Consider the following 15,324-nt stretch of genomic DNA (forward strand, 5'->3'; position numbering starts at 1 on the left):
AAAAAACAGGGAACGACCGGAACGATTCGGGGTCGCCGGACGTATTGATACGTGACCGCTCTGCTGTGACAGTTGAGAGCAGCTTAGGCCAAGGCCTATACACGTGTCCGGCGAATGAGAACGTAGACGGCTCATGTTGCCGTGCCGTCATGTTCTCGGGACGAGCCGCCGTTCACGGCGCGGTCGTAGAGCCGTTGATGCCACTGCCTACGACAAGGCGCCCACCCATGGATGTCACGATCCCGCACCCGAACATCCCGAGACTCACCTGCTCCCTCGGGACGCCCCAGGTGAGGGATTAGGCTGCCCCCATGCCAAAAAAGCGCTCGGGTGGTGGTCTGTCCCCTCTGCAGCAGGCCACCAAGTTCCTCGGTGTCAGTGTGCTCGCCGGTGCCGTCATGGCCGGAATCGCGTTGCCCGCGGCCGGAGCGCTGGGGCTCGCGGCCAAGGGCTCGGTCCAGGGGTTCGACGACATCCCGGACAGCCTGAAGAGCCCTCAGCTGAGCCAGCGCACCACGATCCTGGACAGCAAGGGCAACCAGCTGGCCTCGGTCTACTCCCGTGACCGCACGGTGGTGGAGCTCAAGGACATCTCGCCGTACATGCAGAAGGCGATCGTGGCGATCGAGGACTCGCGCTTCTACCAGCACGGCGCGATCGACCTCAAGGGCGTCCTGCGCGCCCTGAACAAGAACGCGCAGAGCGGTGGCGTCTCCCAGGGCGCCTCCACGCTCACGCAGCAACTGGTGAAGAACTACTTCGTCGAGGAGGCCGGCGACGACCCGACGAAGGTCGCCGAGGCCACTCAGCAGACGCTGGGCCGCAAGGTCAAGGAACTGAAGTACGCGATCCAGATCGAGGAAAAGCTCGGCAAGAAGAAGATCCTTGAGAACTACCTGAACATCACCTTCTTCGGAGAGCAGGCCTACGGCGTCGAGGCCGCGTCCGAGCGCTACTTCTCCAAGCACGCCAAGGACCTGAACCTCCAGCAGTCGGCGCTCCTCGCGGGCATCGTCCAGTCGCCCACGCGCTACGACCCGATCAACGACGAGGCCGAGGCCAAGAAGCGCCGCAACACCGTGCTGGCCCGCATGGCCGAGGTCGGCGACATCTCCAAGGCGGAGGCCCTGGCGGCCGAGAAGACCGACCTCGGCCTCAAGGTCAGCCAGCCGAAGAACGGCTGCATCACCGCGGTCAAGGGCGCCAGCTTCTTCTGCAAGTACGTCGAGAAGGTCTTCCTGAGCGACCCGGTCTTCGGCAAGACCAAGGAAGCCCGCGCCAAGATCTGGAACCAGGGCGGCCTGACGATCCGTACGACCCTGGACCCGCAGGCGCAGGCCTCGGTGCAGGCCTCGCTCAAGGACCACATCTACAAGTCGGACTCGGTCGCCGCGGCGGCCACCCTCGTCGAGCCCGGCACCGGCAAGATCCTCGGGATGGGACAGTCGAAGCCGTACGGCTACGGCAAGAACGAGACGGAGTACAACTACTCGGTCAACGCCGACATGGGCGGCTCGAACTTCGGCTTCCCGACCGGTTCGACGTTCAAGCCGTTCGTCGCGGCGGCGGCACTGGAGCAGGGCCTGCCGGCCACCCAGCAGTACCCGTCGCCGTACTCGATGAACTACCCGAGCCCCGTCTCGACCTGCAGCGGCAAGAACTGGGTCAACACGGGCGGCGCGACGGTGGAGAACGAGAGCGAGTCGGAACACGGTCCGTACGCGCTGAAGGAGGCGATGGCCAAGTCGGTCAACACCTACTTCGTGCAGATGATCTCCGACATCGGTCTGTGCCCCGTGGTGAGCATGACCAACAAGCTCGGCGTCGTGCAGGGCAACGGCGACAAGATCCCCGAGGTCCCGGCCATCGCGCTCGGCTCCAAGGGCCTCTCGCCGCTGACGATGGCCTCCGCGTACGCGACCTTCGCCAACGAGGGCACCTACTGCACGCCCATCGCCATCGAGTCCATCACCCAGAAGGTGGGCAACGAACAGAAGTCGCTCGCCGTCCCCAAGTCCACCTGCTCGCGGGCGATGAGCAAGAAGACCGCCGACACCGTCAACACCGTGCTGCGCGGCGTGGTCGACTCCGGCACCGGCCAGGAGGCCGGCCTCACCGACCGCGAGAGCGCCGGTAAGACGGGTACGACGGACTCCCGCAAGAACGCCTGGTTCGTCGGCTATACCCCGAACCTCGCCGGCGCGGTCTGGGTCGGCAGCGCCAAGCAGAACGTCGAGATGACCAACATCCGGATCGGCGGCGTCTACCACGCCGAGGTCTACGGCGCCGACACCCCCGGCCCGATCTGGAAGGACGCCATGTCCGGCGCCCTGGAGGGCAAGCAGGTCGAGAACTTCACGCTCGTCAACATCCCCGACCCCGTCAAGGACAAGGGCAACAACGACGGCGGCAAGAACGGCGACAACGGCGGTGACGACAACGGCGGCACGACGGACGGCGGCACCTCCACCCCGACCCCGACGTTCTCCCTCCCGGACGGCTTCATCCAGGGCACGACGGACGGCGGCAACAACGGCAACGGGAACGGCGGCAACCGGGGATAGCAGCCCGGCTGCCGGTAGTTCGTGCGCTTCGTCTACGACGACGGGGGCGCCCCTTGTGGAAGGGGCGCCCCCGTCGTCGTAGAGGCACTGCTGTCTGTGGGCATGGGTCAGCCGGCGAGCAGCTTCTTCACCACGGCGGCGACGCGACCGCCCTCGGCCAGTCCGGCCACCTTCGGGTTCACGATCTTCATGACGGCACCCATGGCGCGCGGCCCCTCGGCACCGGCCGCCTTCGCCTCCTCGACGGCCTGGGAGACGATCGCGGTCAGCTCCTCGTCACCGAGCTGCTTGGGCAGGTACTCGGCGAGGACCTCGCCCTCCGCCTTCTCCTGCGCGGCCGACTCGGGACGACCACCCTGCGCGAAGGCGTCCGCGGCCTCGCGGCGCTTCTTCGCCTCCTTGGTGATCACCTTGAGGACCTCGTCGTCGGAGAGCTCGCGCTTCTGCTTGCCCGCGACCTCCTCCTTGGTGATCGCGGCGAGCGTCAGCCGGAGCGTGGAGGAACGCAGCTTGTCGTGCGCCTTGATCGCGGTGTTGAGGTCTTCCTGCAGCTTCGACTTGAGCGTGGTGGTCATGGGTTTGATTCTCGCAGGTGCGCAACCGGCTGCGCCCGCCGATTTACCGGGCCCTGGCCGACGGGGTGTCAGGCGTGTCAGTGGGGTCTGACACGATGGAGGCATGCGCGCGCGATACGGAGTACCTCTGGGAATTGCGGCGGCCGGCGCCGCCGGTCTGGTCTACGCGGCGGGCTTCGAGGTCCGCTCCTTCCGGCTGCGCCGGGTGACGGTCCCGGTGCTGCCCGCCGGCATGCGCCCGCTCAGAGTCCTCCAGGTCTCCGACATCCACATGGTCGGCGGCCAGCGCAAGAAGCAGCGCTGGCTGCGCTCCATGGCGGGCCTGCGCCCCGACTTCGTGATCAACACCGGCGACAACCTCTCCGACCCCGAGGCCGTCCCGGAGGTCCTGGACTCGCTCGGCCCGCTGATGGAGTTCCCGGGCGCGTACGTCTTCGGCTCCAACGACTACTACGGCCCCACGCCCCGCAACCCCGCCCGGTACCTGTTCGAAAAGACCGCGGGCCGCCACGGTCTGAACGGCAACCCGCCCGTCGTAGGAGCCGTCCACAACCCGTGGGAGGACCTGCGGGACGGCTTCGACGCGGCGGGCTGGCTCAACCTGACCAACACGCGCGGCACGCTGAAGATCGAGGGCGCGTCGGTGGAACTGACCGGCCTCGACGACCCGCACATCAAGCGCGACCGGTACGCGCGCGTGGCGGGCGGCCCGTCGGACGACGCCGACTTCTCGATGGCCGTGGTGCACGCGCCGTACCTACGGGCGCTGGACGCGTTCGCCGCCGACGGCTACCCCCTGATCCTCGGCGGCCACACACACGGCGGCCAGCTCTGCATCCCGTTCTACGGCGCCCTGGTGACCAACTGCGACCTCGACACGGACCGCGTGAAGGGCCTCTCCACGCATACGGCGGAGGGCCGGACGTCGTACCTGCACGTGTCGGCGGGATGCGGGACGAGCCGGTACACACCGGTGCGGTTCGCTTGTCCGCCGGAGGCTACGTTGATGACTTTGGTGGGGCGGGAGTAGGCAGGCGATGCGCGTGGGTGTCTCGCTGACCATGTAGCTCGTGCGGCCCACCCGTATCGCCCGGTTCGTCCCCTCTGCCTAGCGTGAGGGCATGACCGCTCCGATACCCAGGGACATCCCGGACCTCCCCGCGGTACCCGGCATGCCCGCGCTGCTCGCCTCACCCGTTCCGGCCACCGCGGTGGTGGCTCCGTACCGTCGCCCGGCGGCGGCCGTGTACCGACTGCTGGTCGCACTCGTGGCGGCAGCGGCGGTGACCGCCGACCTGTTCCTCGGCAGCCCGATCAGGGTCCTGACCTACTTCACGATCCAGAGCAACATCCTGCTGGCCCTGATCATGATCGCCACGGCCCGCCGCGCCTGGACGGCCCGCCGCCCCCTCTCCCCCCTGGTCACGGGCGCGGCACTGCTCTACATCACGATCACCGGCCTGGTGTACCACCTGATCCTGACGCACGCGTCGAGCCCGTTCGCGATGACGGGCGGACCCGTCAGCGGCTGGCAGGCGGTGACGAACCAGGTCCTGCACACGGTGACACCGATCGCGGCGGTGATCGACTGGCTGTTCCTGACCGCACCCGGCCGACTGCATCTGCGGATGGCGGCGACGTGGCTGCTGTATCCGCTGACGTACCTGGCGGTGTCGTTGGGCCGGGGCGAGCTGATCCTCGCCGGCACCCCGGGCCGCTACCTCTACTCGTTCCTCGACGTGGAACGGCACGGCTACAAGAGCGTCCTGGGCAACGCCCTCCTCCTCGGCCTCGCCTTCTACGCCCTCTCCGTCCTCCTCGTGGCCCTCGACCACGCCCGCCCCAACCCGATCCGCCACCGCGCCAAAACCGGATTTCGTCTCCAGCCACCGGTGGGCTAAAGTAAACGACGTCGCCACGGTGAGCAGCAACACCGGCAAGATGAGTGGCGACATCGGGGTGTAGCGCAGCTTGGCAGCGCGCTTCGTTCGGGACGAAGAGGTCGTGGGTTCAAATCCCGCCACCCCGACAGTTACAACGCCAGGTCAGGGGCCTGATCCGCTTAGCGGGTCGGGTCCCTGAGTCGTTGTGGGGGCCGATTTGGGAGCCATTTGGGAGCCGAGTCAGGGATCCGGCTCTCAAGCGGCTCCCGGATTCCTTGGGCCGGACCCAGCGATCAGCCCCACGACCGCGGGGCTCCTCGCCGGGGTGCGCAACACCGAAGGAGCGGACGTCGAGCTTCTCATCGAGCCCGACTCTCAGAAGCCGAGCCTGCAGCAAAGCTGCTTCACTGAGCTTCTTCGAGCGGGCCACCGATCGGGTGACGGTCCGTGAAGCGCAACGAGCGAGGCCCCCGGGCAGTTGATCGAGATGTCTGACGTCTCAACCACGCTGCTCAGGGGCCTCGTTGGTCATCTATCCTGCCGCACTCGACCTGCCACATGCGCTCGTGGAGTGGGTCACCATGCTCATCGTCACCCGTGAGGGTGACCGCCGGTGCAAGCTCCGTCCGTCCCAGCGCGCGATAGTGGCACTGGTGTACCTGCGCGAGCACACCACCCTGGCGCAGGTCGCTGCCGGGTTCGGGATCAGCGAGTCCACCGCCCACGCCTACACCAGCGCGGTCATCGACCTCCTCGCCGACCGTGCACCGGGCCTGCTGAAGGTCCTACGCGAGCAGGATCCGGACTTCGTCCTCCTGGACGGCACGCTCGCCGAGTGCGACCGGGTCGGCGACGGACGGGCCGACTACTCCCACAAGCACCGCCGGCACGGGGTGAACGTGCAGGTAGTCACCGATCCGGACGGCCGGCTGCTGTGGCTCTCGCCCGCGCTGCCCGGCCGCTCCCACGACCTGACCGCCGCCCGCACCCACCGGATCATCCGCATCTGCGAGCGCCAGGGCGTCCCCATCCTGGCCGATCTCGCCTACCAGGGCGGTGGCCCCTGGCTGACCACGGGCATCAAACGCAGGCCCCTGCGGGAACTCACCCCTACCGAGAAGACCGTCAACCGGGCTCTGACCGCGGCACGGGCACCGGTTGAGCGCGGCGTGGCCTGCCTGAAGTCCTGGCGGATCTTCCGCAGGTCCCGCTGCAGCCCCAACCGCATGACGTCAATCGCCAAAGCCATTCTCACCCTGGAGCGGCAACGCTGAAGAGGCTCACTCAAGAACTCGACAACATCGGCTTGGCACGGCACCGCGTTCGCCATCCGTGCGGTCGGTCTCGGCTGGGCCGTTGCTCCGTACTGGAAAGGCAACAGGCTGTCGAACGGCATCGTTCCCGAGGCGAGGTACGCCTGCGCGGCCTCTTTGCCCAGGGTGAACAGCGCTCCCAGCCCGGGCACCATCGCGGACAGCACCTCGGGCGCGGAGCGGACGACGCCTTGACCGGTGAGGTTCGGCGCCCGACGGAAGCGGCTGGGCTGCTGACCACCTGGTCCCGGGCCAGTTGGAGGAGCAGGCCGACGATCGCTTCGTAGGGCAGACCCGACCCGATCAACGGCCGGCACCGCACGTATACGACTCGAAACCGGCCGCACCACAGCCTCCGGTTCCTGGCCTGGTGGTACCTCGCCCACGCCCTGTTCCTGCTGCCCTGCTTCGGTGACGGCAGGGCCCTTCTACACAGCGTCCGCGCGGCGCGGGGACGATCAGGTGAGGGCGACGACGGTTCGGCGGGGGGCCGGTACTGAATCCACATCCAGTACCGGCCCTCCGCCACCCCGCACCCCCGCACCCCCGCTTCTCAGTAAGTCAAAGCGTCCTGCGCGCTGGTCAGCCAGTACGTCACCCGCAGCGAGTCGTCGATGTAGACGCCCTTGGTGGGGAGGGTGGGGGTCGCGGCCGGGCTGATGCTGTTGTTGTTGCGGTCGAAGAAGTAGACGGAGAGGGACTTGGCGGTACGGCCGTTGCCGCCGCTGCCGTCTTCTCCCCCGGAGAGGGCGACGCCGGCGTAGCCCGACTGGCCCGGGGCGAGCGTGGTCACGGCCTGCGGCTGGGAGTCCTTGATCACCGGCGGCACGGACTGGGCGTCGTCGAAGTTGACGGCCGGGTAGTAGTAGAGGTCGCAGGCCTTGGAGCCGGTGTTGGTGACGGTGAGCAGCATGTGGTTGATGGGGCGGCTGACCGGCTGCGCGGTCACCTTGGTGTTGGCGCCGCTGCAGGTGACGCTCTTCGTGGAGCTGCTCGAACCGGAGCCCGAGCTGGAGCCCGAACCGGAGGTCGAGCCCGAGCCGCCGCTCGTCTTGCCGCCGCCCGACGTGCTGCCGCCGCTGGTCGAGGAACCGCCCGTGGAGGAGCCGCCCGAGGTGCTGCCGCCGCTCTGGCCGGTCCCTGTCCCCGACGGTGCCGAGGTCGTCACCGAGGAGGAGTTCGGGGAGACCGCGCCTGCGTCCTGTACTCCCAGCTTGTCGTTGCAGGCGGTGAGCGAGAGCGCGGCGAGTGCGACGGTCGCGGCGGCGAAGAGGCGGGTACGGGGACGGGCGGTGAACGCGGACATGGGTGTGATCCCTTTCGGAGAGGCGGGAGGTTGCCCGCCGTCCAACCGGTCGGCGGGCGGCGTGCTTTGATGACCGCAGCTTGTGCCGCTTTCCGTCCCACCCGCCACGGCAGCCGGGAGTTACGGGAACCTGGAACGTTCGCACCGGCTCTTACCTGGGGGAACAGGACTTCCCTGGAACGCTGGACTGGAATGGAGGCTGGGTGGCAGTGGTGGACGAGACGGCCGATTTCGCGGCACTGATACGGGAGCTCAAGGACCGTTCGGGGCTGAGCTACGGCGTGCTCGCGAAGCGGCTGCACATGAGCACGTCGACGCTGCACCGCTACTGCAACGGCGACGCGGTACCCACCGAGTACGCCCCCGTGGAGCGGTTCGCCCGGCTCTGCAAGGCGACCCCGGACGAGCTCGTCGAGGCCCACCGCCGGTGGATCCTGGCCGACGGGGCCCGCCAGCGCGAGCGGAAGTCCGCCGCGACGGCCACGGCCACAGCACCAGCCACGGAAGCGACCACCGCGGTCACAGAAGCGACCACCGTCACGGAGGCGACCACCGCTCCCACCCCTGAAGCAGACCTCGCCTCCCCCGCACACGAACCCGCCGTACCGGCGCCCGCCCCGCGCAACCGCCGCCGTACCGCCCTCTTCGCCGCCGCCGCGGTGGCCGTGGTGCTCGCGGCCACCGCGCTCGTCCCCCGGCTGATGTCCGGCGACGGCGGCGGCGACCGGAAGCAGGAGGCCGGCTCCGTGACCTCGACCGAGCGCGGCACCCCCTCCTCGTCCGCGTCCGGGAAGTCGGCCTCCTCGCCGTCCGCGTCGACCTCGCCCTCCGGCAGCGCGAGTCCCTCCGGGTCCGCTACGGCGAAGAGCGGGGCGTCGGCCTCCGCGAGCGCGAAGTCCGGCGGGGCCGCGGACGTGGCGGCGGCCGTTCCGCTGACGGTGACGACCCGGCCGTATGCCTGGGAGAGCCCGTGCAGCCAGACGTATCTGGTCGACCGGGACGCGGCCAAGGTGCCGCCGCCGCCGACCGAGCAGGACGCGCCGAGCTGGGTGAGCGCGCTGGGTGCCGTGTCCGCCGACAGCCAGTACCTCGAACTCACCGTGCAGGGCACCGGTCAGGACACCGTGGTGCTGCAGTCCCTGAACGTCCGGGTCGTCGGCAGCGCCGCGCCGCCGGCCTGGAACGTGTACGAGATGGGGTACATCGGGGTCGGCTGCGGCGGCGGGGTGCCCACGCACTCCTTCGACATCGGGCTGGACTCGGTCCGCCCGGCGGTCACGCCGAAGTCCGGGCAGACGGGTCTGCCGTACAAGGTGAGCGAGAGCCAGCCCGAGGTCCTGTACATCACGGCCGCCGCGGCCTCCCACGATGTGCGCTGGTATCTGGAGCTGGCGTGGTCCAGCGGCACCCGCAACGGCGTGCTGCGCATCGACGACCAGGGGAAGCCGTTCCGCACCAGCGGCATGAGCGGACGTCCGCAGTACGGCTACTCGCTGGACGACAGCGAGTGGGTGCCCCACCAGGCCGACTGAGCCGCGGTCCGGCGGGCCGGCCCGCCGGACCCCCGCGTTGACACCGACCGTCGCCGGACGTTGACTGGCAGCACTGCGCAGTCGTTGAAGGGTACGACCGACCGGGTCTCCGGGAGCCTGGAACAGGCCGTCGAGAAGACCGACGAGGTACCAACGCCTTCAGGCGGAACGGAAGCGGCATCCTGATGTACGACCAGACACGCGCCCAGCAGCCCGCGGGCCAGAACCGGACCCCCACCGAACGCCGCGCGCCGGGCCCGGAGCCACTGCTCCCGTCGGCCGAGCGGGAGAAGGTCCTCCAGCGCCTGCGGCACGCTCTCAACACCTTCGCCGACACCCCGCACGACGCCCTGGAGGAGGCGGAGAGCGCCTACGACGAGGCCACCGCCCAGCTGGTGACCGCCCTCGCGGCCCGCCGGGACCTCCTCCGCGCAGCCTGGGCCGACCAGGACACCGCGGTCCCCACGGATCCCGCGGAACCGGCGGACCTCACGTCCCAGTCGGACGAGCTCCGGCACGCGCTGCGCCAGTACCGCGAGATCACCCAACGCCTGCTCCAGCTCTAGGATTTCGGCTCTCTCGCGCGTACGCCGCCTTCAACTCGCCCCAGCGTGCCGCCTGTTCGGCGGTCAGTGTGCCGCGCAGCTCGGCCAGTTTCAGCAGGTTCGCCTCCGCCTCCGTCGCCAGGGTCTGTGCCTCGGCCGTGTAGTGGTCGTCCAACACCGCCGCCAGTTCACGGGAGTTCATCACCGGTTCGATGCGCCGGGCGATCCGGTTCATGGTGCGGTACGACCCCTGGAGCCGGAACGGCGGCTCGGTGCGGCCCGCTTCCGTGGTCGCCGCCGACGCCATGTACGCGGCGTTGACCGCGAGAACCGTGTCCCGGGCGGCGAGCAGATGCCTCAACACGGCGACGACACGGTCGAGTTCAGCGGGGTCGCAGGAGTAGGAGAGGCGGTCCGCGCGGGCCGTCGCGTCGCCCCGGGCCAGCCGGATCAGCAGGTCCAGGTCGTCCCGGTCGCGGCCGGCGAGCGGGGCCAGCACCGGGTTGGAGGTCAGCGCGTTCTCGATGAAACTCAGGGCGAACAGCGCCTCCTTGCCGGTCAGTACGTCGCCGAGGTTCCAGACGTCGGCACGGTTGGCCAGCATGTCGGGCACCCGGAACCGGCTGCCGGACCCGGTGTACGGGTTGCCGGTCATACAGACGGCGAACCGCTTGCCCCTCAGGTCGTAGGTGCGCGGCTCTCCTTCCCACACGCCTTCCACCCGCCGCGTCGCATCGCACAACGGGATGAATTTCTGCAGGAGTTCGGGTGACGTGTGCTGGATGTCGTCCAGGTGGAGCAGCACGTTGCTGCCCGCCGCGAGCGCGAAGTTGACCTTCTCCACCTCCTGTCGGGCAGTCGCGTTCGGCGCCTCGGCCGGGTCGAGGGAGGTGACACCGTGCCCGAGGGCCGGGCCGCCGACCTTGACCAGGACCAGCCCGAGACGGTCGGCGACGTACTCCATCAGGGTCGTCTTGCCGTAGCCCGGCGGGGAGATCAGCAGGACCAGACCGCCGGTGCCGGTGGTTCCGTCCTCCCCCGCCGTGCCGAGCTGCCGGGCCAGGTTGTCGCCGATCAGCGGGAGATACACCTCGTCGACGAGCCGGCCCCGGACGAAGGACGACAGGACGCGCGGACGGTACTCGTCGAGGCGTAGCCGGGCGCGTTCCGCCGCCACGAGGGCGGTACGGCGGCGCTGGTACGCGCGGTAGGAGGGGACTTCCCGGGTACGGAACTCGTGGGTGCGGGCGAGGAGTTCATCGACCCTGAGCCGCAACTCGCCCGCGACGACGCGGGGATGGCTGCCCAGCAGTCCGCCGACCGTCTCGGTCAGCCGGGCGTCCGACTCGTAGCGCGGTGTGCCGGGGCAGAGTTCGGCCGCCACCGCCTCCGCCAGGTCCCCCGGGTCGACCCGCGTCCCGGACGCTGTCGTGTACGCCGTCAGCCACGCGTCCACCAGTTGACGGCGCGCGGGCAGATCGCCGTCGAGGGCGACCAGATCGTCGTCGTAGGCCGAACTGCCCACCGCGCGGCGGAACTTGTCGAGCAGGGTGCGGGCGCCCACGCTGATCACGAAGCCCTCGGGGGCGGTGGTGAGTTCGTCGAGGAGGTAGGCCGCGGCGGGCTTGCCGCCCAGTTCCCCGGCGAGTTCCGCGCGGAGTTCGGCGTCGGCCGGGGTGGGCCCGAACAGGTCGCGGGCCCGGGCCAGCGACCTCGCTCGCCGGGTCCAGTTCTCGCGCGCCCGCGGACTCGCGGCGTGTGTCCAGAAGAGCAACGCGCTTGCCCGGGCGCCCGGTTCGTGACGCAGCAGGCCCGCGTCCTCGTACCGGCGGAGCAGGGCCATCAGGATCGCGGTCGCGTCGTGGTCGTGCACACCGCGCTCGTAGCCTTCGTCGTACGACTCCTGCGCGGCCCGGCGGACCAGGGCCGTGAGGTCGGGTTCCTGGGCGAGGGACTGCGCGCCGTGTTCGTCGAGGAGGCGGGCGGCGAGGTGTTCCGCGCGGTAGACCCGCGGTGACTCGGAGGGCAGCGGGCGGTCCCAGAACGGGCGGGTGGCCGCGAACTCCGGGTCCCTGACCGGGGATCGGTAGTCCGTGCCGGTGAGAGCGAAGGCCAGGCCCTCGCCGGCGGGGACCAGGGTGAGGTCGAGGGGCTCGGTGTGCACGGCGAAGCGCTGGCGGCCGAGACGGAGGGTCCGGCCGCCGTCCGTGGAGAGGTCGGCGCGGTCGCGCAGGGCGCGGACCGCCTCCGCGTGGGCTGCCGTGAGCCGGCCCGTCAGCTCCTCCGCCCTTGTCGGGTCGCCCAGTTCGCGCAGTTGACCGGCGGTGCGGCGGATCCTCGCCACCATCGGGTCGGAGGCGAAGTAGGTGTTCACCGCGTCGGCGTCGGCGAGCGTGACCGCCCGCCGCCCCACGGTCTCCAGCACCCGGACCGCCGACCGCGTCAACTGCTCGGCCCTGCGGGCGCGTTCGTCGACCAGGGTCTGTCTGCGGGCGGAGAGGGTCTCGTGGATCTCGGTGCGTTTGCCGTCCAGTTCGGCGAGGAAGTCGTCGAAGTCCGCGAAGCGGGCCTCCAGGTTCTCCAACCGCACCAGCAGCAGGGCGAGTTGGGTGTCACAGGCCTCCGGGGTCGCCGCGTCCGCGAGCGCTCCCGTCACCGACTGGGCCAGCAGCGCGAACTCGGCCGCGAACTCCGCGCGGCCCTCCCGGTCCCGGAGTTCCGCGCGCCGGGCGTCCAGCGTGGCGCGGGCCCGGTTGACGCCGCCCAGCACCTCGGCGACCCGCTCCAGGATCGACGTACGGACCGTGGCGTCACCGATGTCGAGTCCGGCGACCACCTCGGTCACCGTCCGCAGCCCTTCGGTGAGTTCGTCCAGGCGGGCCGCGACCGGGGCCGACTCGGCGACCTTGGCCAGCGCCCCGGCCTCTCCGACCAGGGCGTCGATCAGCTCATGGTGCCCGGCGAACGAATCCTCGCGGGCCAGGAACGACACCGCCCGCTGCCCGAACGCCCCGAGATCCGCCTCGACTTCGGCCGCCGACTCCTCGATCCGAGCGGTGTCCGCGTACCGCATCTGCTTCAACGTCAGCAAACGCCCCTGCGCACGCCGGAGTTCGGTGAGCCCGGTGACCCAGCCCGCCGCGTCCCGGGGCGCCTCGCCCCGCAACCGCCGGACGAGGGAGGCGAGCTGGGCCGTCGCGTCGGCAAGGGCGTCGGCGGCCCGGCCGGTGAGAGTCCGGACCGTCTCGAACTCGGCCAGGACCTGTTCCGCCGTACCCCGCACCTCCTCCAACGGGCCCCGCAGATCACCGAGTTCGGCATCCCCCAGCCAGTGATGAGTGTCGCCCGCCCGGACACACGCGGCGACCAGCGCCTCGTACACCTCCGCCGTCGGCTCCATCCCCGCGACAGCCCCCGTGAGAGACAGACAATCGGAGATCCCGCGCACGAGATCGGCGTTCCCGACCCGGAACAGCGGCCCGGAGCCGGTGAGTTGGGCGGCGGCATGAGTGTCGGACACGTACGGGGTACGCCAGATCCGCACCGGATGAACCCGGGCTGCCTCCCCCGCTCCCACCGCACCCAGCACCATCAGCGTGCCGTCGTCGAAGAGCGCCCACCCCTGACCGGGCAGCGGCGCCACGACCTCCTTGCGGATCATGTTGTACGGCAGCAGCAGGCTCCGCCCCGACCCGCGCGCCCGGTACCCGAACAGCACGTCCTCCCCGTTGGGTGAGCGGACGATCCGATCCAACTCCAGCCCGTCGGTGGCCGTTTCGAAGGTCTTGCACTCCCCCGTGGCCAGGCAGTACCCGCCCGGGAACACGATCCCCTGCTCCTCCGGCAGCCGCTGACACGACCGCCCGATCCCGTCGAGCCGTACGACCCCCTTGGTCAGCGTGTTGAAGACCAGGTAGCGGTGGACGTCCTCCTTGTAAGGGCGGATGTCCATGAGCACCAGCGCGCCCACCCGCGCGTACGCGATCTCCGCGTCGGCCGGCGACTGCAGCGGCTCGTCCACCGGTTCGGAGTAAATCCCCTCCCCCGTCTCGGTGTTGTCCTCCACCTTCACGGTGAGGGTGCCGCCCAGCGTGTCGACGTACAGCCCGTCCTGGATCCGCACATGCGGATGCCGGCCGGGGACGAGGTCCTCGCGCCCCGTCCCCGTCCACTCGAAGTCGCACGGCGGCGGGAAGACGTGGTCGCGCTCGCCGTGCGCGTCCAGGAAGCTCGCCGCCCGGCCGTCGTCCGTGAGTGCCCAGCGCAGTACCCGGATGTCGTCGGCCTTCTCTCCGGTGCGGAAGACGGCCAGCAACTTGCCGTCGACACAGTGGAGTTGGAGGAGGCGGGCCTGCCGGTAGTAGCGGTGCAGGGCGGTGAACTCCCGTACGAAGTCCGGGTCGTCGAGGAGTCCGGGTACGGCGTCCTCGGGCAGCCTGCGCAGGTCGTGCCGGTCGTACAGGGCGAGGACGTCGGCCACCGCCGTCTCCCGGGTGACACCCGGGGTGACCTGATGGCCGAAGAGCAGCGCGTCCCCTACGGCGACGAGGTCCCTCGGCGTGGCCGGGTGCCCGGTGGTCAGGCGTCCGGTGCCGGTGAGTTCCAGCCGGGTCGAGCCGAACTCCTCGGTGCGGCGGGTGTTGAGCGCCTCCGCTCGGCGGGCGAGTTCGGCGGCCTGTGCGGCGAGGCGGTCGCGCAGGACCTCGTAGGTGCCGGTGTCCAGGCCGGTGGTCATGGGTCCCTCTCAGGATCTCGCGGTGATCGGGGGTGGGTGGGTCCGGAACTGCCCTCCCCTGTGCGGCAGTTCCGGACCGTCTGTGGGGCCGGGCCTCGACCCCGGCCAGGTGTCAGGCCTTGGCCGGGTGTCAGGCCTTCGCCGGGTGTCAGGCCTTCGCCGGGTGTCAGGCCTTCGCCGGATGGCCGTTGAGCGCGGTCAGCGAGGTGTCCGCGAGGCCCAACTCACCGGCCCTGTCGAGCAGTTGTCGTAGCTGACCGGAGTTCGCCGGGTCCGTCCGCATCAGCTTCATCAGCAGTGCGGACACGGTGAGGTTCTGCACGTCGGCCGTGGAGACCGAACCGAGCACCCGCCCGAGGTCGTCGGCGATGTTCGACGTGCCGTCCAGCCAGGGACGCGCCAACGCCTGTGCCGTCTCGGAGTTCCGGACGAAGCCGTCGACGCTGCGGCCGAACGAGATCGACGACATCAGCCGGTCGAAGAAGACCGTGTCGCCGCCGACGATGTCGATGTCGGCGTTCTCCAGCCCGGTCGCGAGGACCGTGGCCTGCGCTTCCGCGACCTGCCGCTGCACATCGAGCCCGGCCAGCCGGATCTCCTTCTCGGCCTGCAACCGCAGCCGGTACTCCTCGTGGCCGCGCGAGGCGTCGTCGAGGGCGGCCATCGCGGCGGCCTTCTCGGTGAGCCCCTCGGCCTCGGCCTTGAGCTTCTCGCCGATACCGGTGGCTTCCGCGAGCGCGTTCGCCCGTACGCCCTCGGCTTCCGCGAGCACCTTCGCCTGCGTACCCTCGGCCTCCGCGAGGGCCTTGGCCCGGGTGCCCTCGGCCTCCGCCCGCAGCCGGGCCTCGGTGCCTTCCGCCTCCGCGCGCAG

The 15,324-nt window shown here is 70.1% G+C and carries 9 protein-coding genes, 1 tRNA gene and 1 pseudogene; 7 read left to right on the forward strand and 4 right to left on the reverse strand.

The window, feature by feature from the left end; all coding sequences use genetic code 11:
- The first annotated feature begins 311 nt into the window (after positions 1–311).
- Complete coding sequence (locus R6V09_RS07345; protein ID WP_317880522.1) at positions 312–2,564, forward strand: transglycosylase domain-containing protein; 2,253 nt, start codon at positions 312–314, stop codon at positions 2,562–2,564.
- Positions 2,565–2,671: 107 nt separating this feature from the next.
- Here R6V09_RS07345 and R6V09_RS07350 read toward each other — a convergent pair whose 3' ends face one another.
- A complete protein-coding gene (locus tag R6V09_RS07350; RefSeq protein WP_317880523.1) occupies positions 2,672–3,139 on the reverse strand; it encodes a GatB/YqeY domain-containing protein in 468 nt (155 codons plus the stop codon).
- 103 nt (positions 3,140–3,242) lie between these two features.
- Here R6V09_RS07350 and R6V09_RS07355 point away from each other — a divergent pair, with 103 nt between their 5' ends.
- The 4 genes from R6V09_RS07355 (at position 3,243) to R6V09_RS07370 (ending at position 6,296) form a co-directional block, all read left to right on the forward strand.
- A complete protein-coding gene (locus R6V09_RS07355; RefSeq protein WP_317880524.1) occupies positions 3,243–4,169 on the forward strand; it encodes a metallophosphoesterase in 927 nt (308 codons plus the stop codon).
- Between the two features lie 91 nt (positions 4,170–4,260).
- A complete protein-coding gene (locus tag R6V09_RS07360) occupies positions 4,261–5,040 on the forward strand; it encodes a Pr6Pr family membrane protein (protein ID WP_317880525.1) in 780 nt (259 codons plus the stop codon).
- A 54-nt stretch (positions 5,041–5,094) separates the two neighbouring features.
- Positions 5,095–5,168 (forward strand) — tRNA-Pro (locus R6V09_RS07365).
- A 378-nt stretch (positions 5,169–5,546) separates the two neighbouring features.
- On the forward strand, positions 5,547–6,296 hold the full coding sequence (locus R6V09_RS07370) for a transposase family protein (protein ID WP_317880526.1): 750 nt from the start codon (positions 5,547–5,549) through the stop codon (positions 6,294–6,296).
- 592 nt (positions 6,297–6,888) lie between these two features.
- Here R6V09_RS07370 and R6V09_RS07375 read toward each other — a convergent pair.
- Positions 6,889–7,641, reverse strand: a complete 753-nt coding sequence (locus R6V09_RS07375) for a DUF4232 domain-containing protein (RefSeq protein WP_317880527.1) — start codon at positions 7,639–7,641, stop codon at positions 6,889–6,891.
- Between the two features lie 203 nt (positions 7,642–7,844).
- On the opposite strand from R6V09_RS07375, the gene R6V09_RS07380 reads away from it, so the two are divergent.
- Positions 7,845–9,173, forward strand: a complete 1,329-nt coding sequence (locus R6V09_RS07380; protein ID WP_442809991.1) for a helix-turn-helix domain-containing protein — start codon at positions 7,845–7,847, stop codon at positions 9,171–9,173.
- 185 nt (positions 9,174–9,358) lie between these two features.
- Positions 9,359–9,739 (forward strand): hypothetical protein, encoded by a 381-nt coding sequence (locus R6V09_RS07385; RefSeq protein ID WP_317880528.1) that lies wholly within the window; start codon positions 9,359–9,361, stop codon positions 9,737–9,739.
- On the opposite strand, the gene R6V09_RS07390 is transcribed toward R6V09_RS07385, so the two are convergent.
- The gene (locus tag R6V09_RS07390) at positions 9,714–14,453 is read right to left on the reverse strand and encodes a DNA repair ATPase (protein ID WP_317880529.1); all 4,740 of its coding nucleotides are present in this window, start codon (positions 14,451–14,453) and stop codon (positions 9,714–9,716) included. The two genes, R6V09_RS07385 and R6V09_RS07390, sit on opposite strands and share 26 nt — an antisense overlap.
- Positions 14,454–14,619: 166 nt before the next feature.
- Positions 14,620–15,324 (reverse strand): annotated as a pseudogene (locus tag R6V09_RS07395) (flotillin family protein); the annotation flags it as partial.

The organism is Streptomyces sp. W16 (assembly GCF_033194735.1).
GTDB lineage: Bacteria > Actinomycetota > Actinomycetes > Streptomycetales > Streptomycetaceae > Streptomyces.